The following is a 20,702-nucleotide window of genomic DNA, read 5'->3' as shown; positions in this document are numbered from 1 at the left end:
TTATCTCCCATTCGCGTGGGCTTTTTGGATAGGGAACGGTAACCCAGCTTTATTTTTTTATCAAACGGTAAAATTTCACGGGGAATCCCGGTTTTCCGGGGTTTTTGCCGGATAAAAACATGATTTTCGCAGTTATGTTTTCGTTCCGTTTCCGTCCGTGCTGTCCTTGCCGCGCCACGAGATGACGTTTGACAGGTCGCATGAAAACATGCAGCAAATCGTGTGAAGCAATGAGGTCGGTAATGGCGAAGCGGACGGAAGCAGCCGGGCGGCTGGACGATGCGGCGAGGGCCGGCTGGCTCTATTACGTCGCCGGCCGCACGCAGGACGAGATCGCCGCCGCCATGGGCATTTCCCGCCAGTCGGCCCAGCGCCTCGTGTCGCTCGCCGTCGCCGAGCGGCTGATCAAGGTGCGGCTCGACCATCCGATCGCCGAATGCCTGGAGCTCGGCGAGGCGCTCAAGCGGAAGTTCGGCCTCGTCCATGTCGATATCGTGCCCGGCGATCCGGGCTCCAGTTCCACCACGGTCGGCATCGCCGAGGCGGGGGCGGCGGAAATCGAGCGCTGGCTGAAGAAGGCCGAGCCCATCGTGCTCGCCGTCGGTACGGGCCGCACGCTGAAAGCGGCGATCGACCAGCTTCCGGCCATGGAATGTCCGCAGCACCGCATCCTCTCGCTGACGGGCAATATCGGGCCGGACGGCTCGGCCGCCTATTACAACGTCATCTTCTCCATGGCCGATGCGGTCAAGGCGCGGCATTATCCGATGCCGCTGCCGGTGCTCGTCTCCTCGACGGAGGAGCGTGACCTCCTGCACCGGCAGAGCCTCGTGCAATCGACATTGCAGCTCGGCCGGGAGGCGGATGTCGCCTTCGTCGGTATCGGCGAGCTCGGCGCGGATGCGCCGCTCTGCCTCGACGGCTTCCTCGACCCGCAGGAAATGGCGCGGCTGATGGAGGAGGGGGCGGCGGGCGAAATCTGCGGCTGGATGTTCGACCGCAACGGCAAGCTGCTCGAAGGCAGCATCAACGAGCGCGTCGCCTCCGTGCCGCTGCCGCCGCGCGAGACGACGACGGTGATCGGCCTTGCCAAGGGCAGGCGCAAATACGACGCCCTTCTTGCGGCCCTGAGGGGCGGCATGATCAACGGCGTCATCACCGACGAGACCACGGCCCGCTACCTGCTCTCGGCCTGAGCCCGGCGCTTCGCCCGGCAGGCAAACACCGTCCCCCAACAGAAATTTCCCATGCGATTCAAGGCGTGCATGCGTCTGTGTGCGGTGCAGCATCGAATGGCCGTTGACTTTCTCCGGCATTCTGTGAGTAATTGCCCATGAGCGAAGCAAATGCTCAATATCCTTCTGGGAGGAAGATAATGAATTTGAGAACCCTTCTGCTGGGCACCTGCTCGGCTGCTCTCCTTGCCGGTTTCGCCAATGCCGAAACGCTGACCATCGCCACCGTCAACAACGGTGACATGATCCGCATGCAGGGGCTGACGGACGACTTCACGGAAAAGAACCCCGACATTCAGCTCGAGTGGGTGACGCTCGAGGAAAACGTGCTGCGCGAGCGCGTCACGACCGACATCGCGACGAAGGGCGGCCAGTACGACATCGTCACGATCGGCAACTACGAGGTTCCGATCTGGGCGAAGCAGGGCTGGCTCGTCTCGCTCGACGGCCTCGGCGCCGACTACGACGTCGACGACCTGCTGCCGGCGATCCGCGGCGGCCTTTCTGTCGACGGCAAGCTCTATGCCGCGCCGTTCTACGGCGAATCCGCCATGATCATGTACCGCAAGGACCTGTTCGAGAAGGCCGGCCTCACCATGCCCGATTCCCCGACCTGGGAATTCATCGGCGAGGCGGCCCGCAAGATCACCGACCGCAGCGCCGACATCAACGGCATCTGCCTTCGCGGCAAGGCCGGCTGGGGCGAGAACATGGCGTTCCTCACCGCGCTCAACAACTCCTTCGGCGGACGCTGGTTCGACGAGAAGTGGCAGCCGCAGTTCGACCAGCCGGAATGGAAGGCCTCGCTGCAGTTCTACGTCGACATGATGAAGGACGCAGGCCCGCAGGGCGCCTCCTCGAACGGCTTCAACGAGAACCTGACGCTCTTCCAGCAGGGCAAGTGCGGCATGTGGATCGACGCGACGGTCGCCGCCTCGTTCGTCTCGAACCCGAAGGACTCGACGGTCGCCGACAAGGTCGGCTACGCGATCTTCCCGGATACGGGCAACGGCAACCACGGCAACTGGCTGTGGTCGTGGAACCTTGCCGTGCCGTCGAGCTCGACCAAGGCCGAGGCCGCGCAGAAGTTCATCGCCTGGGCGACCAGCAAGGGCTACACCGAGCTCGTCGCCAGCAAGGAAGGCTGGGCCAACGTTCCTCCGGGCACGCGCACCTCGCTCTACAAGAGCGAAGACTACCAGAAGGCAGCGCCCTTCGCAGCGCCGACCCTTGCTGCGATGGATGCGGCCGACATCACCAAGCCGTCGGTCAAGCCGGTGCCCTATACGGGTGGCCAGTTCGTGGCGATCCCTGAATTCCAGGGCCTCGGCACGACGGTCGGCCAGCTCTTCTCGGCGGTGCTCGCCGGCCAGTCCTCCGTGGACGACGCCCTTGCACAGGCCCAGACGACGGCCGTGCGCGAAATGACCCGCGCCGGCTACATCAAGTAAGCCACCTCCCCAAGGACAGGCTGCCCGGGATGCGTTCCGGGCAGCCGTTGAACGGGGTATCTGTTCCGGCGCTTGCCCCTCATCCCCCTGCCGGGACCTTCTCTCCGCAGGCGGGGAGAAGGAGGAAGACGGCGCGCCCATCCTTCCTCGCCCCGCTTGCGGGGAGAGGATGCCGGCAGGCAGGTGAGGGGCCGCTGGCGCCCTTTTTGTGAATGCAGCATCGGCCGGCAGCGGCTCTCGGGAGGAAACCATGGCGACGGAGAACACGCGCGGACTGGCGCGGCTGATGTTGGCGCCCTCTGTGGGCTTGCTTCTGATCTGGATGATCGTGCCGCTGGCGATGACGCTGTGGTTCTCGTTCCAGAACTACAACCTCCTCAATCCGGGCAATGTGAGCTGGACGGGCCTCTTCAACTACAAGTTCTTCTATACGGACCCGGCGTTCTTCCAGTCGATCTGGAACACGCTTCTGATCGTCGGCGGGGTGCTGCTCATCACCGTCGTCGGCGGGATCGCGATTGCGCTTCTCCTCGACCAGCCGATGTGGGGGCAGGGGATCGTGCGCATCATGATCATCTCGCCCTTCTTCGTGATGCCGCCGGTGGCCGCGCTCGTCTGGAAGAACATGATCATGCATCCGGGCTACGGGGTGCTGGCGGATATCAACAGGGCGCTCGGCTTCCAGCCGATCGACTGGTTCGCGCAGTTCCCGCTGCTGTCGATCGTCATCATCGTCGCCTGGCAATGGCTGCCCTTTGCAACCCTCATCCTTCTGACCGCGCTGCAATCGCTCGACGGCGAGCAGAAGGAAGCGGCGGAAATGGACGGGGCCGGCTTCGTTTCCCGCTTCATCTACCTGACGCTGCCGCACCTGTCGCGCTCGATCACCGTCGTCATCCTGATCCAGACGATCTTCCTGCTCGGCGTCTATGCGGAAATCCTCGTCACCACCAATGGCGGGCCGGGCTATGCCTCCACCAACCTGCCGTTCCTGATCTACCGCACCGCGCTTCTCGGCTACGACGTCGGCGGAGCCTCCGCCGGTGGCATCATCGCCGTCATCCTCGCCAACATCGTCGCCCTCTTCCTGATGCGCGCCGTCGGCAAGAACCTGGACAAGTAAGGGGATACGACCATGGCTAGAGCCGTTTCGACCAGAAGAACCGCCGTCTTCACGATCGCCGCCTGGATCGTCGCGCTGATCATCTTCTTCCCGATCCTCTATACGATCGTCACCTCGTTCAAATCCGAGACGGAGGCGATCAAGGGCTTCAACCTCATTCCCTCCGGGACGGTGGAGAGCTATGCCGCCGTGCAGGCGCAGAGCAACTACTTCAAGTTCTTCCTCAACTCGGTGGTCATCTCCGTCGGCTCGACGCTGCTGGCGCTGGCCCTTGCGATCCCGGCGGCCTGGTCCATGGCCTTCTCGCCGACGCGGCGGACCAAGGACATCCTGATGTGGATGCTCTCGACGAAGATGATGCCGGCCGTCGCCGTGCTGGTGCCGATCTACCTCATCTTCCGCGACACGGGCCTGCTCGACACCCGCTTCGGCCTGACGGTGATGCTGACGCTGATCAACCTGCCGATCGTCGTGTGGATGCTCTACACCTATTTCCGCGAGATTCCCGGCGAGATCCTCGAAGCGGCGCGCATGGACGGCGCCGGCCTCCTGCAGGAGATCGTGCATGTGCTGACGCCGATGGCCGTGCCCGGCATCGCCTCGACGCTGCTCCTCAACATCATCCTCGCCTGGAACGAATCCTTCTGGACGATCCGCCTGACGACGACGAACGCGGCCCCGCTGACCGCCTTCATCGCCTCTTTCTCGAGCCCGCAGGGCCTGTTCTGGGCGAAACTGTCGGCAGCCTCCACGCTCGCCATCGCCCCCATCCTCATCATGGGATGGTTCAGCCAGAAACAGCTTGTCCGCGGCCTGACCTTCGGCGCCGTGAAGTAAGGGGAGGGAAAACCATGGGCAAGATCATCCTGAACAAGGTCAACAAGTCCTTCGGCGCCACGCAGGTCATCCCGGGCATCGACCTTGCCATCGAGGACGGCGAGTTCGTCGTCTTCGTCGGCCCGTCGGGCTGCGGCAAGTCCACGTTGCTGCGCCTCATCGCGGGGCTGGAGGACACGACGAGCGGCACCATCGAGATCGACGGCAAGGACGTCACCTCCGCCGCCCCCGCCAAGCGCGGGCTCGCCATGGTGTTCCAGTCCTATGCGCTCTATCCGCACATGACCGTGAAGAACAACATCGCCTTTCCGCTGAAGATGGCGAAGACCGATCCGGCGATCATCGAGAAGAAGGTGACGGAGGCCGCGCGCGTCCTCAACCTCACCAACTATCTCGAACGCCGGCCGGGACAGCTTTCCGGCGGCCAGCGCCAGCGCGTGGCCATCGGCCGGGCGATCGTGCGCGAACCGTCGGCCTTTTTATTCGACGAGCCGCTGTCGAACCTCGACGCGGCGCTGCGCGGCACGATGCGCCTGGAGATCAGCGAGCTGCACCACCAGCTCAAGACGACGATGATCTACGTCACCCACGACCAGGTGGAGGCCATGACCATGGCCGACAAGATCGTCGTGCTGAATGCCGGCAATATCGAGCAGGTCGGCTCGCCCATGGACCTCTACAACCGGCCGGCAAACCTCTTCGTCGCCGGCTTCATCGGCTCGCCGCGCATGAACTTCGTCACGGGCGAGGCGGCAAAGCCCTGGAACGCGCCGACCGTCGGCATCCGGCCCGAGCATATCCGGCTTTCCAGGGAGAGCGGTACCTGGAAGGGCGTCGTCGGCGTTGCCGAGCATCTCGGCTCCGACACGTTCCTGCACGTCCATGTCGATGGCGTCGGCACGATGACGGTGCGCGCCGACGGCGACTTCGCCGGCACCCATGGCGACGCCGTCTTCCTCACACCCGACGAGAACCGCATCCACCGCTTCGACGACAAGGGGCTGGCAATCCGATGAAGAGACTTGAGGGCAAGAGCGCGCTCATCACGGGATCGGCGCGCGGGATCGGCCGCGCTTTCGCGGAAGCCTATGTGCGCGAAGGCGCCCGCGTCGCCATCGCCGACATCAATATCGAGCGGGCGCAGGCGACGGCGAGCGAGATCGGCCCGGCCGCCTACGCCGTCCAGATGGACGTCACGCGGCAGGATTCCATCGACGCGGCCATCGGGGCCTGCGCCGACAAGGCCGGCGGGCTCGACATCCTCATCAACAATGCCGCGCTGTTCGATCTTGCGCCCATCGTCGAGATCACGCGGGAGAGCTACGACCGGCTGTTCTCCATCAACGTCGCCGGCACGCTCTTCACGATGCAGGCGACCGCGAAGCAGATGATCGCGCAGGGGCGCGGCGGCAAGATCATCAACATGGCAAGCCAGGCCGGCCGGCGCGGGGAAGCGCTCGTCGCCATCTACTGCGCCACCAAGGCGGCGGTCATCAGCCTCACCCAGTCGGCGGGGCTGAACCTTATCCGGCACGGCATCAACGTCAACGCCATCGCCCCCGGCGTGGTCGACGGCGAGCACTGGGACGGCGTCGACGCGCTCTTTGCCAAATACGAGAACCGGCCGCTCGGCGAGAAGAAGCGCCTCGTCGGCGCGGAAGTGCCCTTCGGCCGCATGGGCACGGCGGATGACCTCACCGGCATGGCGATCTTCCTTGCGTCCGAGGAGAGCAACTACGTCGTCGCGCAGACCTACAATGTCGACGGCGGCAACTGGATGAGCTGAGGCCCGCCGCTGCGGGCCGGCAAATGCATGGACCGGACGAACCGGAAGGAATGGATCATGACCACGAAACTGTCGCTCGCCAATCTCGGGCAGATCGCGAAGACCGCGAGCGTTCCGGCCTACGGACGCGCGGGCCTTTCGGCCGGCATCGTCCATTTCGGCGTCGGCAATTTCCACCGGGCGCACCAGGCGATCTATCTCGACGACCTGTTCAATCTCGGCCATGACCATGACTGGGCCATCGTCGGCGCCGGCGTGCTGCCCTCCGATGCGGCGATGCGCGAGAAGCTTGCTGGCCAGGACTTCCTGACCACCGTGGTCGAGCAGGACAACAATCGCTCCGGCGCGCGCGTCACCGGCGCGATGATCGACTATCTCGCCCCGGGCGATGCGGCAGCGACTGTCGCGCGCCTTGCCGACCCGGCGATCCGCATCGTCTCGCTGACGATCACCGAGGGCGGCTATTTCATCGATCCGGCCTCCGGCGTCTTCGATCCCGCCCACCCGGCGATTGCCGCCGACGCGGCGAACCCCGCCGCGCCGAAGACGGTGTTCGGCCTCATCCTCGCCGGCCTCAAGGCCCGCCGGGACAAGGGCCTTGCGCCCTATACGGTCATGTCCTGCGACAACATTCCCGGCAACGGGGAGGTGACGCACGCGGCCGTCTCCGGCCTTGCGCGCCTTTCCGATCCGGCGCTCGCCGACTGGATCGACGCCAATGTCGCCTTCCCGAACGGCATGGTCGACCGCATCACGCCGGCGACGGGCCCGCGCGAGATCGGCATCGTCGCGGATGAGTACGGCATCGACGACGCCTGGCCGGTCTTCTGCGAGGAATTCAAGCAATGGGTGCTGGAGGATCATTTTCCACTAGGCCGCCCGGCGCTGGAGAAGGTGGGCGTGCAGTTCGTGCCGGACGTCGCGCCCTACGAGCACATGAAGATCCGCATCCTCAACGGCGGGCATGCGGCCATCGCCTATCCGGCGGCGCTGCTCGACATCCATTTCGTGCACGAGGCGATGGAGGACCCGGATATCCGTGCCTTCCTCGCCAAGCTGGAGCATGACGAGATCATTCCCGTCATCCCGCCCGTGCCGGATACCGACCTCAACGACTATTTCGCCCTGATCGAGCGGCGCTTCTCCAATCCGAAGATCGCCGACACGATCCCCCGCCTTGCGCAGGACGGCTCGAACCGCCAGCCGAAGTTCATCCTGCCGTCCACCGCCGACCGGCTGTCGCGCGGCGAGGACGTCACCGGCCTCTCGCTCGTCTCGGCGCTGTGGTGCCATTATCTTGCCGGCACGACGGACAGCGGCAAGCCGATCACCTTCAACGATCCGAATATCGAACGCATCCATGCCGCGGCAAAGGCGGTGAAGAGCGATCCGTTCGCCTTCCTGGAGCTGAAGGACATCTTCGGCACGGTGGCGGGATCGGACCTCTTCCGCAGGCGCTTTGCCGCCGCCCTCGGCTCGCTCCAGGCGAACGGCACGCGCGCGACGCTGAAACGCTACCTGGAGGACAGGCTGGCAAATTGAGGAAAGCCGGCAACGGGGCTTTTCATCGAAAGGGGCAGACAGTACGACGGGGGCCGGAAACGGAACGAAACGCCATGGCCGCCAAAACGACAGAACTGGTCATTTTCGATTGCGACGGCGTGCTCGTCGACAGCGAGCCGATCTCGATCGCGGTGCTGGTCGAGGCCCTTGCGGCGGCGGGCGTGACGATGAGCGAGGAGGAGGCGCATGTCCGCTTCCTCGGCCGCAGCCTCAAGAGCATGTCGGAAATCCTGCATGACGACTACGGCCTTGCGATTGACGCGGCCTTTCTCGACGCCATGCGCAAGGTGCTCTACGAGCGTTTCCGTGCGGAACTGCGGGCCGTCGAGGGGGTTGCCGAGACGGTCGATGCGCTCGGCATCGCCCATTGCGTCGCCTCGTCGAGCCAGCCGGAGCGCATCCGCCTGTCGCTCACCGTCACGGGCCTCCTCTCCCGCTTCGAGCCGAACATCTTCAGCGCCAGCATGGTCGCGCGCGGCAAGCCGGCGCCCGATCTCTTCCTTCATGCCAGCGCCGCGATGGGCGTTGCGCCCGACTACTGCGTGGTGGTGGAAGACAGTCCCGCGGGGATCGCCGCGGGCAAGGCGGCCGGCATGCGGGTGGTCGCCTTCACCGGCGGTTCCCATGCCAAGACGCCGGGGCATCGCGAGACGCTGCTCCGGCTGGAGCCCGACGCCCTGTTTGACGACATGCGGGAATTGTTACAGTTTGTCCGCGACGAAAAGGCCGACGGGAAAGAGCATTGATGCGCAATCTGATCGTTGCGGTGGACATCGGCACAGGTAGCGCCCGCGCCGGTGTGTTCGACCGGAGCGGCCAGTTGCTCGGCCGGGCCGAACACCCCATCGCCATGTGCCGGCCGGATGCCCTCTCGGCGGAACACGATTCGGAGGATATCTGGCGCGCTGTCTGCACGGCGGTGAAGTCCGCCTGCGAGGCGGCCGGTGCCAACCCTGCGCAGGTTGCGGCCCTCGGCGTCGATGCCACCTGCTCGCTCGTGGTGCGCGACGGTGCGGGGAGGCCGCTCGCCGTCTCGGGCGGCGCGGAGGCCCGCTGGGACACCATCGTCTGGCTCGATCACCGCGCGCTCGCCGAAGCCGACATCTGCACGGCGGCCGATCATCCGGTGCTTGCCCATTCCGGCCGCGTGATGTCGCCGGAAATGGAAATGCCCAAGCTGATGTGGCTGAAGCGCCATCGGCCGGAGCAATGGGCCAAGGCCGGCTATTTCTTCGACCTCGCCGATTTCGTCACCTGGCGGGCGACGGGCGTGAATGCCCGCTCGCGCTGCACGATGACGGCCAAGTGGAACTACCTTTCCCATGAGAAGGAGCCGTGGAACGCCGATTTCCTCGCCGCCATCGGGCTTGAGGACGTGCGCGAGCGCGGGAGCCTTCCTCTGGAGACCCTGCCGCTCGGAACGGCCATCGGCCGGCTGACGGCGGAGGCGGCGGAAGAACTCGGGCTCGACACGGGCTGCGTGGTCGCCGCCGGCCTCATCGACGCCTATGCCGGGGCGCTCGGCGTGCTCGGCGCCTTTGCCGGGGAGCCTGAGCGGCTGGAGCGGCAACTGGCGCTGATCGGCGGCACGTCGAGCTGCGTCGCCGCCTTTTCACGGACGCGAAAATTCGGCTTCGGCCTGTGGGGCCCCTATTACGAGGCGGTGCTGCCGGGCTGGTGGCTGGTCGAGGGCGGCCAGTCGGCGACAGGTGCGCTGCTCGACCATATCGTGCGCCTGCACAGCGCCGGGGGCGAGCCGACGGCGGAAAACCATGCCCGCATCATCGCCCGCATCGCCGCCTTGCGGGAGGAGGAGGGCGAGGCGTTCGGCGCGCGCCTCGACGTCCTGCCGGATTTCCACGGCAACCGTTCGCCGCTTGCCGATCCGCACGCGCTCGGCGTCATCAGCGGCCTTTCGCTCGATGCCTCCTTCGACGGGCTGTGCCGGCTCTACTGGCGCAGTTGCGTCGCCATCGCGCTCGGCGTCCGCCATATCCTCGGCAAGCTCGGCGAATGCGGCTATCCGCTCGATACGCTGCATGTCGCCGGCGGCCATGTGCGCAATCCCTTGCTGCTGGAGCTCTACCGCGACGCCACCGGCTGCCGCATCGTGGTGCCGAAGACCGGGGACGCCGTGCTGCTCGGAACGGCGATGGTGGCGGCGGTTGCCGGCGGGCTCCATGCCGATCTTCCGGCGGCGGGCGCGGGCATGTACGGCGGCGGGCGCGAATTCCTGCCGGATGCCGCCCGCAAGGCTGGCTACGACCGGGATTACCGGCGTTTCCTGGCGCTGCTGCGCCACCGCATGGAACTCGAAACGCTCGACTGAAAATATTTCGTGAAAAATCTGCAGCCGGGCGGAACCAAAGCGCCGGATACGTGTTTTGCTGCTGTCGCCGGTCTGCGCATGTCCCCCAAATGCGAGGCCCTCGACCGGCGATTTACCACGAAACCGTGTCCCCCTCCGGTCCGTGGATACTCAAGCAGCCAGTGCCTTCCGGCGCTGGCTGTTTTCTTTTGGGCGGTTGCGAAGGCCGGATATGCGAAAGCGGCGGTGGGCGTGCCGTCCCACCGCCGCTGACCGCGCCGCCGCTGCGGCTGTCCGGGAGCGAGATCAGGCCGCTGCGCGCGCTGGCGGGGCAAAGAGAAGGGCCTGATTGATCAGGACCTTCACCTGCTCCGGGTTGAAGGGCTTGGAGACGAGGAAGGCCGGTTCCGGCCGCTCGCCCGTCAGGAGCCTTTCGGGATAGGCGGTGATGAAGATGACGGGGATCGTCGTTCGCGAGAGGATGGAATTGACGGCGTCGATGCCGGAGGAGCCGTCGGCGAGCCGGACGTCGGCAAGGACGAGCCCGGGGCGGCTTTCGCTCCACAGCGCCTCGGCCTCGCTCTGCGTGCGGGCGATGCCGGTGACCCGGTGGCCCATGCCGCTCACCATATGGGCAAGGTCGAGCGCGATCAGCGGCTCGTCCTCGATGATCATGATGCCGGTCTCGGCCTGTGCGGCGATCTCCTCGAAGGCGGCGTCGAGCAGGGTGCGGATGGCCGTCGCCTCCGCCTCCAGGATCTCGGCCGTCCGTTCGACGGAAAAGCCCTCGACGGTGGCGAGGAGAAGTGCCTGCCGGCCGAGCGGCGGCACGCCGGAAAGATCGAAGGGCGTCTCGGTGCCGGGGGAAATGGAATCGGCCGTGGCGCGGGCCATCGAAACGGGGAGAGAGGAGATGATGCGGCTCAGGAGGCCGAAGAGGCAGACCTTGTCGTCTCCGCTCACCGGCATGACCGAGGGATCGATCAGAATGGTCTCGAGGGTCGCGGCGACATAGGCGTCGCCCGACGACTGGGTTCCCGTCAGGGCGCGAGCATAACGGCGAAGGGCCGGAAGGTGAGGCCCGATACGGTCGGAAATCGGCATGAGATGTCCCCTGTTTTCGATTTGCTGCACTTGCAGTTGACGGTTTGAACGCGGAAGCCAAATTTAGGTTCCGGGAGGCGGAACTTTTTTTGAAGCGGGGCATTCCTTCGCGGAATTCGTCGTCAGGGCAGATGAAAGATGGAAGTGGCCTAAGTGAATACAGTGGAAACGAAGACAAACGGGGGACAGCCTCCGTCGAAAGCGGGCGATTCCAACGCCCAGATTGCCATGAAGCTGCGCGCCTTCTACCATTCGGTACAGGATGAGGCGCTTCCTCAAAGGTTCCTGGACCTTCTCGAGAAACTGGATGCCGCCGAAGGCGGCGTGCGACGGGCCGAGTGAGGGACGCAATGGATCAGGAACAGACCACGTTCAAGCGGGAACTGCTGGCGGTGCTGCCAAGCCTGCGTGCCTTTGCCATCTCGCTGATCGGCCGGCACGACCAGGCGGACGACCTGGTGCAGGACACGATCATGAAGGCCTGGGCCAAGCAGGAACAGTTCGAGATGGGCACCAACATGAAGGCCTGGCTCTTCACGATCCTGCGCAACGAGCTCTACAGCAAGCTGCGCAAGCGCGGCCGCGAGGTGCAGGACAGCGACGGCATCTTCACGGAGAACCTCGCGCAGCATCCTTCGCAGTACGGCTCGCTCGACATGCAGGACTTCAAGAAGGCGCTGGAAAAGCTGCCGGACGAACAGCGCGAGGCGATCATCCTCGTCGGCGCGTCGGGCTTTTCCTACGAGGAGGCGGCGGAAATCTGCGGCTGCGCCCTCGGCACCATCAAGAGCCGCGTGAACCGCGCCCGCCAGCGTCTGCAGGAACTCCTCCAGATCAGCGGCGAGGGCGACTACGGCCCGGACTCCGTATCGGCGCCGATCACCTCGCGCGCCTTCGTATCCTGACGGCACCATGCCGTCCGCCATGGCGGCGGACGGCAAAAGATGAGGGGACTGAAGCGAATATGTGCCTCCCTTGATGAAACGGAGCACGGAATCGCTTACCGAAAAGGCATGAAGGACAACGTTCACCCATTGCCGTCCGACGTTGCCGCGGTGCTGGAAGCTCCAGACCGGCTGGCGGCACTCAATGCCGCCATGCCGGTGTTCCTCGGTCCCGATCCGGATTTCGACGATATCGCCGCCCTTGCGGCGGGGTTCGTCGACGCGCCGATTTCCCTCGTCACCGTTCTGGGGCGGACCGACCAGTGGTTCCTCGCCCGGCAGGGTACGCCGGAAATCCGCGCGCCGTCGGAGGATTCCTTCTGTGCGCGCATGCTGGCCGAGCGGGTGCCGCTGGTCATTGCCGATGCGCGCAAGGACAAGCGCTTCTCCGACCTGCCGTCCGTGACCGGCGCGCCGCGCCTTCGCTTTTATGCGGGCGTGCCGATCGTCCTCGACGGCCAGGCGATCGGCACGGTCTGCATCTACGACGTGAAGTCGCGCCGCACGGTGCCGAAGGAGCTTGTGCACCGGCTGGAGCAACTGGCCTCGCTCGCCGCCTCCCTCATCAAGCTGAAGGAGGAAACGCGCCGGCGCACGGTCGCCGCCGAGGCGCTCTCGCGCGACGAGAAGCGCCACGCGCTGGCGCTCGACGCGGCCAATGTCGCAAGCTGGCTGTGGGATATCTCGACGGGTACCGTCTCGGGCAACGAGACCTTCTACCGCATGCTCGGCGTCCGGCCGGGAAAGCCGATGAGCGCGCGGAAATTCTTCATGCTGGTGCATCCGGCCGACCGCAAGCTCACCATCGACCGGCTGCGCAACGCGCTTGCCACCGGCAAGGAATATGACGGCCTGTTCCGCGCCGCCCATTCCGACCGCTGGCTGCTGGGGCGCGGGCGCGTGCACGAATGGGACGTGGACGGCAAGCCGGCCACCTTCCTCGGCATCAACGTCGACGTGACCGACGGGCAGCTCGCCTCGGAGCGGACGCGGCTGCTCCTGCGCGAGCTCAACCACCGGGTCAAGAACACGCTCGCCATGCTGCAATCGCTGGCGCGGCAGACCCTCCGGCAGACGAGCGATCCCGTCGAGTTCATGGATGCCTTCGCCGGCCGGCTGCAATCGCTCTCGGAGGCGCACGGGCTCCTCAGCGACCACGAATGGGGCGTTATCCACCTGAAGATGCTGCTCCAGAAGCAGATCATGCCCTATGCGATCGACTACGACAGCCAGATCGAAATCCACAAGGACGAGGTGGAGCTGGGGCCGGACGAGGCGGTCGGTCTCGGCCTCGTCCTGCACGAACTGGCGACCAATGCCCGCAAATACGGCTCGCTCTCCGTGCGCACCGGCAAGGTGGTCATCACCGCCCGCATCGTCAACGAGGACGGCCATCGCGTGCTCAACATGACCTGGCACGAGGTCGGCGGACCGCCGGTCAAGGCCGACGGCCGGCGCGGCTTCGGCTCGGTGCTGATCGAGCGCAGCCTCGACAAGATCCTCGGCAGCAGCGTGCATGTCGAGTACCTGCCGAAGGGCGTCACCGCCGTCGTGCGCATGCCGCTCTGAGAGCGGCACGGTCGGTTTTCAGGAAAGATCGGTCAGTCGTCGTCCCGCCGGGATTTCGGGGCGAGCAGGAAGCCGAGGGCGAGCGCCACGGCGGTCGCCGCGAAGGGCTTCCTCACGGCGACGGTGGCGGCGGCCGCCATCAGGTCGCGGCGGGCGGCAAGCTCGCGGCGGCGGAGGCGTCGGCGCTCGCGTTCGCGCCGGTTGCGGGCGGCAACGACGCCGAGCACGATGAGGGCGAGCAGCAGGAAGCCGGCGGCAAGGCCGAAGAGGGCCGGCACGGCGCCGTAGCGGTCGGCAAGCGCCACCGCGCCGCCGACGACCGCCAGCACATAGGCCGTCAGCAGCATGAGCCCGATGGCAAGGCCCGCTATGGCGTTGCGCTTGGCGATGTCCATCGTCTCGTCCACCCGGTCACCGACGCGGGTGACGAGATTCTGGACGAGGATTGCCCCCAGTGACAGCATGTCGATGCGCTCCGTTGGTGGAGGAGAAGGATCAGCGCCGCAGCAGGGCGGCGAGGAGGAAGCCGGCGGCGGCGGCGATGCCGAGCGTCGTCAGCGGGCGCTCGTGCACGGCCTTGCGGGCCTTCTGGCCGGTGTCGCGGTAGCGCGCCTGGAATTCGGCGAGAATGTCTTCCCCGGCGGCGATCATGTCGGCGATGTCGCTCTGGGCGCGGTCCTTGAGGTCGTGGGCGGCATCGCCCATGTCCGCCTTCACCGCGCGGGCCTTCTTGCGGATGCTCTTGGCGCCGCCCGCCGCGTCGTCGGCCATGAGGCGGGCGAGCGATGCGATCTCGGCGCGCAGGTCCGCGATCTGGTCCTCGACGGCCCGGGCTTCGTCCGCGACGGTGTCGCGAAGGTTCTTGCTGCGGGATGAAAACAATCCGTTGGCCATGCCGTTTCTCCTTTTGCGGATCGCCCGCGGCCTGGCGCGGGGCGACAGCGCTCCACCCCCTTGGCGGAACGGTCTCGGGCTAAAAACGCGCAATCTCGCAAAAGGTTCCGGAAAATCAGGACGAAGCGGTGTGCGGCAGCACGAAGGGGGCGCCCGAGGCGGGCACGCCGTTGATGCGCATGCGGCAGCCGAAGACGGCCTCCATGGCGTCGTCGGTCATCACCTCGGCGGGCGGGCCGGCGCGCTCGATGCGGCCGCCCTTCATCATCACCATATGGTCGGCGAACATGGCGGTGAGGTTGAGGTCGTGCATGACGGCGATCACCCCGCCGCCGGCCTCGCAATAGCGCCGTGCAAGCTGCATGATGGTAAGCTGGTGGCGGATGTCGAGGGCCGAGACCGGCTCGTCGAGCATGAGGAAGCAGGGCTCGCCGTCGAGCACGGGTTCCCAGATCTGCGAGAGGACGCGGGCGAGTTGCACGCGCTGCTGCTCGCCGCCGGAGAGCTCCTGGTAGAAGCGGCCGGCAAAGCCGCCGAGATCGACGGCGGCGAGCGCCTCGGCGGTGATGGCGTCGATGCGCTCGGCATGCCGGTTCGGCCCGACGGTGAGGCCGAGGCGGACGATCTCGCGGACCGTGAAGGGAAAGGCGATGGTGGCCGCCTGCGGCAGCACCGCGCGCCTTGTGGCGAGCTGCCAGGGTTCGAGCCCGCGGATGTCGTGGCCGTTGAGGGTGATCTCGCCCTTGCTGGCAAGCTCGCCGGCGATGGCCTTGAGCGTGGTCGTCTTGCCCGAGCCGTTGGGGCCGACGATGGCGGTGAGTTCGCCGGCCCTGGCCGTCAGCGACACGCCTTCGACGATGGTCCTGCCGGAGAGGCCGACCGAAAGGTTCCGTGCGAGGATCATCGCGTCACCAGCCGTTCCGGCCGCGGTCGCGCAGGAGCACCCACAGGAAGAAGGGTGCGCCGGCAAGCGCGGTGATGATGCCGATCGGCAGCTCGGCGGGCGCGACGAGCGTGCGCGCCAGCATGTCCGCGCCGAGCATCAGCACGCCGCCGAGAAGGGCGGAAGCCGGCAGCAGGTAGCGGTGGTCCGGGCCGATGACGATGCGCAGCAGATGCGGCACGACGATGCCGACGAAGCCGATGCCGCCGCTGACGGCGACGGAGGCGCCGACCGCGCCGGCGACGGCGACGACGGCGGTGTATTTCAGCCGCTGCACCTTGACGCCCATGTGGAAGGCGGCGGCCTCGCCGAGCGTGATGGCGTTGAGGCCGCGTGAAAGGAACGGCACGACGAGGAGGGCAAGGAGGATGACCGGGCCGGCGGCGAAGAGCTTCGCCCAGGTCATGCCCGACAGCGAACCGAGGCTCCAGAACGTGATGTCGCGGAGCTGCTTGTCGTCGGCCATGTAGATGAGGACGCCGGTGGCAGCGCCCGCGAGCGCGGCGATCGCGATGCCGGCAAGAAGCATGGTGGCGACCGAGGTCTGCCCGCCGCGCGTGGCGATGCGGTAGAGGAGCAGCGTCGTCAGGAGGCCGCCGATGAAGGCGGCGGCGGGAAGCGCGAAGGCGCCGAGCGCCAGCATCAGGCCGGCCGGCAGGCTGGCGCCGAGCACGATCATCAGCACCGCGCCGAGCGCGGAGCCCGCGGAAATGCCGACGAGGCCGGGGTCGGCGAGCGGATTGCGGAAGAGGCCTTGCATGACGGCGCCCGACATGGCGAGCGCCGCGCCGATGAGGAAGCCGAGGAGCGCCCGGGGCATGCGGATGTCGAGGACGATGATGCGGTCGCGCACGCTGAGCGCCGTGTCCTCCGTGCCGTGCAGCAGCGCTGCGATGACGTTGAGGGCCGAGGCATCCGAGGCGCCGGTCGCAACCGAAAGCGCGAGCGCGGCGAGCGAGAGGACGACGAGGAGGGCGAGCGTCAGGCGCGCGACGGCCGTCCTGTCACCGGCGGCGCGCGCTTCCTTCGAGCGCATCAGGAAGGAACCGCGCGCGAAAGGGCCGCGCGCAGCGTCATTGAGAGACATTGCCGTAGAGTTCTTTGTTGAGGTCGCGGATGGCGGAGGCGGTGCGCGGGCCGAAGCCGAGCAGGTGCAGGCTGTTCATGCGCAGGACCGCCTTGTTCTGGCCGGCGGGCGTGACGGCAATCGCCGGATGGGCAAGGACTTCCTCGTCCGTGCTGCCCGCGCCGGGGCGCGTCATGACCATGACGACGTCGGGCTTCGCGTTGATGACCGCCTCGTCGGTAAGGGGCTTATAGCCGTCGAACGTGTCTTCGGTCGCGTTGATCGCGCCGGCAAGGCCGATGATGCCGTCGGCGGCGGTGTGCCTGCCGGCGGCCATGATGCGGCCGTTCTGGAAGCTGAGGATGAAGAGCACGCGCTTGCGCTCGCTCTGCGGCCGCCTGGCGGCATCCGCGATGGCGACGTCGAGGTCGGCGCCGACCGTTTCTTCCAGCGCCTTGGCCTTTTCCGGCACGCCGAGGAAATCGCCGACGACGTCGATCTTCTTGAGGATCGCGGCGCGGTCGTAACCTTCCGGCACGGTCTCGAAGGGGATGCCGGCGGTCTTCAGCACGGCGAGCGCATCGGTCGGGCCGCTGCCTTCGACGGCGAGGATGGCGGTCGGGTTGACGGCGATGACGCCTTCCGGCGACAGCGCCCGCATATAGCCGACATCCGGCAGCTTCAGCGCTTCTTCCGGATACATGCTGGTGCTGTCGCGGGCGACCAGCCGGTCGCCTTCGCCGAGGGCGTAGACGATCTCGGTGACCGCGCCGCCGATGGTGACGAGCTTCGAGGTGTCGACCTTCTGCATCTCCTGCGCGACGGCCTCGCGCACGAAGCCGTCCGGGCCGGGCGCGGCGAGCGGCAGGACGAACGGGAGGGAGAGCGCGACGGCGGTGAGCGCCGCACCCAGCGGCCGGACGCGGCGAAGATCGAAGCTCTTGCTCATGGTCATGATCCTTCCGGGATTGCCTCAGGCGGCTGCGCTGTCGGGGCGCGGCAGGTCGGCGAGGAGGCCGCGCCAGTCTTCGCGCTCGCCCATGCCTTCCTTGCGCTTGCCGAAGAACTGCACGATCATCTCGCCGCTTGCGTCATAGGCTTCCAGCGAGGTGACGTGGCCGTCCGAGGTCGGCTTGCGCACCACCCAGCATTCGGCGATGTGGTCCGTGCGCAGGTGCATGTGGAAGGTCGGGTCGAGCACGTTGAGCCAGGGGCCCATCGGCTGGAGGTTGACGACCGGGCCGGTATGGATCTGGATCGCGCCGTGGTTGCCGGCAAAGCACATGATGTCCGTGCCGCGCTCGGCGGCAAGGCGCAGCAGCTCGCCGACGGCATCGGCGCGCACCTCGTGGGCGAAGTCCTCGCCGACGCTGCGCACGGCATCCTGCCGGGCGATCTTCAGCTTGCGCAGCATGCCGAAGAACTGGTGCGTATCGGTCATGGCACTCCAGCTTTCGCGCAGCGCCGCGACGTCGACGGGGCCGGTCTCGACGGTCTTTTCGGAAACGACCGCGACGAAGTCCTGCGACTGGTCCTCGAGGCGGAAATCGGCGACGATGGCCTCATAGGCTTCAAGGTTGGAGGCCGGGCGCAGGTGCACCTTGTGGACGGCGGTGCCGGCCTTGTCGAAGAACTGCAGGCTGCGGCGCACCTGCTCGCCGTCGGTCTTGGTGACGGCGAAGCCGTGCGCCCAGGTGCCGGGGAAGATGCGAAGGTCGATGTTCTCGCCGAGCACGATGGAGGCGTGCTTGCCGGTGGTGACCTTCTCGAAGACGCCGATCTTCTCGTGCACCACGCTTTCGTTGCGGGTTAGCGCCATGATCTCGCCGAGCGCCTCGGCGCGCTCCAGAAAGCGGTTGGCGCTGCCGTCGATCCGCACGGCCGTCAGGCCGACTTCCGCTGCGACCAGCGCTGCCTCCGAAATGCCGAGCCGGGCGGCGATATCGCGCTCGCGCATCTTCGGGTTCTCGGCGCGGAAGGCGCGGATTTCGGCGGGGGTCGGGTGGGTCGTGTCGGTCATGGGATCGGCCTTCATCCAAATGCGTGGTACTGCTCGCCGCCGCGTTGGATTCCGGTGAAAAATTCCCGGCGGAACAGCGGTTTGGCGGGGTTTTCGGCGTTTACTATCTTGACTTCATTACTCATATTTATTTATGCACGCAATACCGGAGCGGCAAAGTCATGTTAATTCTTCGACTGCGGCGGCCGGTGGTATCGAGCGCGGCCGGTCTCCGGCCGTTTCCGAAGCGTTTCTCAGGCAGGCAGGCCCCATGACCCTACGCACCCTTCTTCTTTCCGCGACGCTTTCCCTTGCCGCCGCCACGGGCGCGGCAGCGCAGGACGCGGCCGCCGCCAGGGGGCTGGAGGTCGAGCTCAACGCGCTCGCCGCCTCGCAGAAGGGCTGCCTCTTCACCTTCGTGGCAGCCAACGGCCTTGCGCAGGACATTTCCAAGGTTTCCTTCGAATTCGTGATCTTCAACGACAAGGGCACGGTCGAGCGTCTGGCCCTTCTCGATTTCCGCGACCTGCCGGCGGGCAAGTCCAAGGTGCGCCAGTTCGATGTGCCGGGCATCAAGTGCGAGGCCGTCAAGAACCTCTTGATCAACGATGCGCCGGTCTGCGAAGGCGAGGGGCTGGAAAAGGGCCGCTGCATGGACGGTATCGTCACGCGCAGCAAGGCGACCGCCGGCCTCGAAGGCTGAGGCCAAGACCGCGGCCATGACGCGCCGCGATGCATGAAACGGAATGACGGGTGATGTGATGAGTGGAAGCAAGTGGCTCTGGATCGGTGCGGGCGTCGTGTCCCTGCTCGCCCATGCCGGCGCGGCCGCGATCCTCACGCTGGCCCCCGCCGAGAAGCAGGATGAGGCGCTGATCGCCGGCGGCGTCGTCGCTGAGGTGGCGATGCTCGGCAACAGCGCCTTCGAGGCGGTGGAATCGGGCAATCCCGACGACGTCATCAGGCCCGAGGAAATCGAGCCGGACGTGACGGAGCCGGTTCCCCAGCAGGTATCGGAAATCCAGCCGACCGAGATCCAGCCGGAGACGACGGAAATGGTCTCGCCGGTCGATCCCGTCGCCTCAGAGCCGGTGCAGGAACTGATCGTTCCCTCCGCCGAAGTGGAGATCGCCGCGGTTCCCGTTCCCGAGATCAAGCCGGAAATCGAGCCGGAGCAGGAGATCAAGCCGGTTCCCGAGAAGAAGGACGAGCCGGTCCGGAAGGTCGAGCAGAAGAAGCCGAAGGTCGTCAGGAAGGCCGGCGAGAAGGGCAAGGCCAGGGCGAGCACGGCAAAGGGCGAGATCGACGGCTCGGCCGACGTCAAGACCGCCTCTGTGGGCGGCCAGAAGAAGGGCAATTCCTCCGCCGCCGGCAATGCCGCCGTCAGCAACTATCCGGGCAAGGTGCGCAACAAGATCAACCGGGCCAAGCGCCGTGCACCGGGCGGCGAACGCGGCAGCGTCGTGGTGAGCTTCGTCGTCGGCGCGGGCGGGCAGGCGAGCGGCATCCGCATCGCCCGCAGCTCCGGCAGCGGGGCGCTCGACCGGGCGGCGCTCGAATCGGTGCAGCGCGCGGCGCCCTTCGCCAGGATACCGGAGGCCGCGGGACGCTCTTCCTGGGCCTTCAACATCCCGATCGTCTTCAACTGAGATCGTCATTCCCGCCTGTCTGGCGCCGGCGGGATTTTTTTGCGTTAAAATATGAGTTTTGTGGTCATGTTTATACTTTACTGTGAAACTCATGTTTTGTAGGGTGCCGGCGAACCGAGGCTCCGCCCCCTGCGGAGTGCCACAAGGGAGTTTGCATGACCTCCATGACTGCCGGCCGCGCTGAAGCGCTTTTGAAAGCAGCGATCGCCGAGCGCGATCGGCGCATTGCCG

General features: G+C 66.4%; 21 protein-coding genes. 14 read left to right on the top strand and 7 right to left on the bottom strand.

Features of this window, described 5'->3' with window-relative positions:
• Positions 1 to 242 precede the first annotated feature (242 nt).
• The 9 genes from HNQ66_RS10300 to HNQ66_RS10260 all read left to right on the top strand — a co-directional run bounded on the left by HNQ66_RS10300 (position 243) and on the right by HNQ66_RS10260 (position 10,324).
• A complete protein-coding gene (locus HNQ66_RS10300; RefSeq protein WP_184143782.1) occupies positions 243 to 1,196 on the top strand; it encodes a sugar-binding transcriptional regulator in 954 nt (317 codons plus the stop codon).
• 179 nt (positions 1,197 to 1,375) lie between these two features.
• Complete coding sequence (locus HNQ66_RS10295) at positions 1,376 to 2,686, top strand: ABC transporter substrate-binding protein (protein WP_184143780.1); 1,311 nt, start codon at positions 1,376 to 1,378, stop codon at positions 2,684 to 2,686.
• Positions 2,687 to 2,936: 250 nt separating this feature from the next.
• Positions 2,937 to 3,809 carry a carbohydrate ABC transporter permease gene (locus tag HNQ66_RS10290; RefSeq protein WP_184143778.1) on the top strand — a complete coding sequence of 291 codons (873 nt, stop codon included), beginning with the start codon at positions 2,937 to 2,939 and terminating at the stop codon, positions 3,807 to 3,809.
• Between the two features lie 12 nt (positions 3,810 to 3,821).
• Entirely contained in the window at positions 3,822 to 4,646 is an 825-nt protein-coding gene (locus HNQ66_RS10285; RefSeq protein WP_184143776.1) for a carbohydrate ABC transporter permease, read from the top strand.
• Between the two features lie 14 nt (positions 4,647 to 4,660).
• A complete protein-coding gene (locus tag HNQ66_RS10280; protein ID WP_184143774.1) occupies positions 4,661 to 5,662 on the top strand; it encodes an ABC transporter ATP-binding protein in 1,002 nt (333 codons plus the stop codon).
• Positions 5,659 to 6,432 (top strand): L-iditol 2-dehydrogenase, encoded by a 774-nt coding sequence (locus HNQ66_RS10275; protein WP_184143772.1) that lies wholly within the window; start codon positions 5,659 to 5,661, stop codon positions 6,430 to 6,432. The genes HNQ66_RS10280 and HNQ66_RS10275 overlap by 4 nt, the downstream gene beginning before the upstream one ends.
• Before the next feature lie 57 nt (positions 6,433 to 6,489).
• Entirely contained in the window at positions 6,490 to 7,974 is a 1,485-nt protein-coding gene (locus HNQ66_RS10270; protein ID WP_184143770.1) for a mannitol dehydrogenase family protein, read from the top strand.
• 74 nt (positions 7,975 to 8,048) lie between these two features.
• On the top strand, positions 8,049 to 8,741 hold the full coding sequence (locus HNQ66_RS10265; protein ID WP_184143768.1) for an HAD family hydrolase: 693 nt from the start codon (positions 8,049 to 8,051) through the stop codon (positions 8,739 to 8,741).
• On the top strand, positions 8,741 to 10,324 hold the full coding sequence (locus HNQ66_RS10260) for an FGGY-family carbohydrate kinase (RefSeq protein WP_184143766.1): 1,584 nt from the start codon (positions 8,741 to 8,743) through the stop codon (positions 10,322 to 10,324). Before HNQ66_RS10265 ends, HNQ66_RS10260 begins: the two co-directional genes overlap by 1 nt.
• Before the next feature lie 285 nt (positions 10,325 to 10,609).
• On the opposite strand, the gene HNQ66_RS10255 is transcribed toward HNQ66_RS10260, so the two are convergent.
• Positions 10,610 to 11,407, bottom strand: coding sequence for a response regulator (locus tag HNQ66_RS10255; RefSeq protein ID WP_184143764.1), 798 nt, complete (start codon positions 11,405 to 11,407; stop codon positions 10,610 to 10,612).
• 162 nt (positions 11,408 to 11,569) lie between these two features.
• Here HNQ66_RS10255 and HNQ66_RS23590 point away from each other — a divergent pair, with 162 nt between their 5' ends.
• The 3 genes from HNQ66_RS23590 to HNQ66_RS10240 all read left to right on the top strand — a co-directional run bounded on the left by HNQ66_RS23590 (position 11,570) and on the right by HNQ66_RS10240 (position 13,920).
• Positions 11,570 to 11,749: a NepR family anti-sigma factor gene (locus HNQ66_RS23590; RefSeq protein ID WP_184143762.1), complete on the top strand. Its 180-nt coding sequence runs from the start codon at positions 11,570 to 11,572 to the stop codon at positions 11,747 to 11,749.
• Between the two features lie 8 nt (positions 11,750 to 11,757).
• Positions 11,758 to 12,312, top strand: a complete 555-nt coding sequence (locus HNQ66_RS10245; RefSeq protein WP_184143760.1) for an RNA polymerase sigma factor — start codon at positions 11,758 to 11,760, stop codon at positions 12,310 to 12,312.
• A 108-nt stretch (positions 12,313 to 12,420) separates the two neighbouring features.
• A complete protein-coding gene (locus tag HNQ66_RS10240) occupies positions 12,421 to 13,920 on the top strand; it encodes a sensor histidine kinase (protein WP_184143758.1) in 1,500 nt (499 codons plus the stop codon).
• Between the two features lie 32 nt (positions 13,921 to 13,952).
• Here HNQ66_RS10240 and HNQ66_RS10235 read toward each other — a convergent pair whose 3' ends face one another.
• From HNQ66_RS10235 to HNQ66_RS10210, 6 genes are all read right to left on the bottom strand, one after another.
• Positions 13,953 to 14,384, bottom strand: coding sequence for a hypothetical protein (locus HNQ66_RS10235; RefSeq protein WP_184143756.1), 432 nt, complete (start codon positions 14,382 to 14,384; stop codon positions 13,953 to 13,955).
• Between the two features lie 31 nt (positions 14,385 to 14,415).
• Complete coding sequence (locus HNQ66_RS10230; RefSeq protein ID WP_184143754.1) at positions 14,416 to 14,814, bottom strand: glycine zipper domain-containing protein; 399 nt, start codon at positions 14,812 to 14,814, stop codon at positions 14,416 to 14,418.
• A 115-nt stretch (positions 14,815 to 14,929) separates the two neighbouring features.
• Positions 14,930 to 15,718: a heme ABC transporter ATP-binding protein gene (locus HNQ66_RS10225; RefSeq protein ID WP_184143751.1), complete on the bottom strand. Its 789-nt coding sequence runs from the start codon at positions 15,716 to 15,718 to the stop codon at positions 14,930 to 14,932.
• Between the two features lie 4 nt (positions 15,719 to 15,722).
• Positions 15,723 to 16,793: a FecCD family ABC transporter permease gene (locus HNQ66_RS10220; protein WP_246434273.1), complete on the bottom strand. Its 1,071-nt coding sequence runs from the start codon at positions 16,791 to 16,793 to the stop codon at positions 15,723 to 15,725.
• A gap of 37 nt (positions 16,794 to 16,830) precedes the next feature.
• Positions 16,831 to 17,772 (bottom strand): heme/hemin ABC transporter substrate-binding protein, encoded by a 942-nt coding sequence (locus HNQ66_RS10215; RefSeq protein WP_184143864.1) that lies wholly within the window; start codon positions 17,770 to 17,772, stop codon positions 16,831 to 16,833.
• Between the two features lie 24 nt (positions 17,773 to 17,796).
• Positions 17,797 to 18,843, bottom strand: a complete 1,047-nt coding sequence (locus HNQ66_RS10210; RefSeq protein ID WP_184143747.1) for a hemin-degrading factor — start codon at positions 18,841 to 18,843, stop codon at positions 17,797 to 17,799.
• 250 nt (positions 18,844 to 19,093) lie between these two features.
• Between HNQ66_RS10210 and HNQ66_RS10205 the strand changes: the two genes are divergently transcribed.
• Both HNQ66_RS10205 and HNQ66_RS10200 read left to right on the top strand, forming a co-directional pair.
• Positions 19,094 to 19,525 (top strand): hypothetical protein, encoded by a 432-nt coding sequence (locus HNQ66_RS10205; protein ID WP_184143745.1) that lies wholly within the window; start codon positions 19,094 to 19,096, stop codon positions 19,523 to 19,525.
• A gap of 58 nt (positions 19,526 to 19,583) precedes the next feature.
• The gene (locus tag HNQ66_RS10200; protein ID WP_184143743.1) at positions 19,584 to 20,471 is read left to right on the top strand and encodes an energy transducer TonB family protein; all 888 of its coding nucleotides are present in this window, start codon (positions 19,584 to 19,586) and stop codon (positions 20,469 to 20,471) included.
• Positions 20,472 to 20,702: the final 231 nt, after the last annotated feature.

This window comes from Shinella fusca (genome assembly GCF_014203155.1).
Classification (GTDB): Bacteria; Pseudomonadota; Alphaproteobacteria; order Rhizobiales; family Rhizobiaceae; genus Shinella; species Shinella fusca.
The sequence above is the reverse complement of the archived record's forward strand: the minus strand, read 5'-3'. Positions and strand labels throughout refer to the sequence as shown.

Excerpts from the sequence above, each read along its gene's own strand:
- HNQ66_RS10300 (WP_184143782.1), top strand. The coding sequence starts at position 243 with ATGGCGAAGCGGACGGAAGCAGCCGGGCGGCTGGACGATGCGGCGAGG.
- HNQ66_RS10295 (WP_184143780.1), top strand. The coding sequence starts at position 1,376 with ATGAATTTGAGAACCCTTCTGCTGGGCACCTGCTCGGCTGCTCTCCTT.
- HNQ66_RS10290 (WP_184143778.1), top strand. The coding sequence starts at position 2,937 with ATGGCGACGGAGAACACGCGCGGACTGGCGCGGCTGATGTTGGCGCCC.
- HNQ66_RS10285 (WP_184143776.1), top strand. The coding sequence starts at position 3,822 with ATGGCTAGAGCCGTTTCGACCAGAAGAACCGCCGTCTTCACGATCGCC.
- HNQ66_RS10280 (WP_184143774.1), top strand. The coding sequence starts at position 4,661 with ATGGGCAAGATCATCCTGAACAAGGTCAACAAGTCCTTCGGCGCCACG.
- HNQ66_RS10275 (WP_184143772.1), top strand. The coding sequence starts at position 5,659 with ATGAAGAGACTTGAGGGCAAGAGCGCGCTCATCACGGGATCGGCGCGC.
- HNQ66_RS10270 (WP_184143770.1), top strand. The coding sequence starts at position 6,490 with ATGACCACGAAACTGTCGCTCGCCAATCTCGGGCAGATCGCGAAGACC.
- HNQ66_RS10265 (WP_184143768.1), top strand. The coding sequence starts at position 8,049 with ATGGCCGCCAAAACGACAGAACTGGTCATTTTCGATTGCGACGGCGTG.
- HNQ66_RS10260 (WP_184143766.1), top strand. The coding sequence starts at position 8,741 with ATGCGCAATCTGATCGTTGCGGTGGACATCGGCACAGGTAGCGCCCGC.
- HNQ66_RS10255 (WP_184143764.1), bottom strand. The coding sequence starts at position 11,407 with ATGCCGATTTCCGACCGTATCGGGCCTCACCTTCCGGCCCTTCGCCGT.
- HNQ66_RS10245 (WP_184143760.1), top strand. The coding sequence starts at position 11,758 with ATGGATCAGGAACAGACCACGTTCAAGCGGGAACTGCTGGCGGTGCTG.
- HNQ66_RS10240 (WP_184143758.1), top strand. The coding sequence starts at position 12,421 with ATGAAGGACAACGTTCACCCATTGCCGTCCGACGTTGCCGCGGTGCTG.
- HNQ66_RS10235 (WP_184143756.1), bottom strand. The coding sequence starts at position 14,384 with ATGCTGTCACTGGGGGCAATCCTCGTCCAGAATCTCGTCACCCGCGTC.
- HNQ66_RS10230 (WP_184143754.1), bottom strand. The coding sequence starts at position 14,814 with ATGGCCAACGGATTGTTTTCATCCCGCAGCAAGAACCTTCGCGACACC.
- HNQ66_RS10225 (WP_184143751.1), bottom strand. The coding sequence starts at position 15,718 with ATGATCCTCGCACGGAACCTTTCGGTCGGCCTCTCCGGCAGGACCATC.
- HNQ66_RS10220 (WP_246434273.1), bottom strand. The coding sequence starts at position 16,793 with ATGCGCTCGAAGGAAGCGCGCGCCGCCGGTGACAGGACGGCCGTCGCG.
- HNQ66_RS10215 (WP_184143864.1), bottom strand. The coding sequence starts at position 17,772 with ATGAGCAAGAGCTTCGATCTTCGCCGCGTCCGGCCGCTGGGTGCGGCG.
- HNQ66_RS10210 (WP_184143747.1), bottom strand. The coding sequence starts at position 18,843 with ATGACCGACACGACCCACCCGACCCCCGCCGAAATCCGCGCCTTCCGC.
- HNQ66_RS10205 (WP_184143745.1), top strand. The coding sequence starts at position 19,094 with ATGACCCTACGCACCCTTCTTCTTTCCGCGACGCTTTCCCTTGCCGCC.
- HNQ66_RS10200 (WP_184143743.1), top strand. The coding sequence starts at position 19,584 with ATGAGTGGAAGCAAGTGGCTCTGGATCGGTGCGGGCGTCGTGTCCCTG.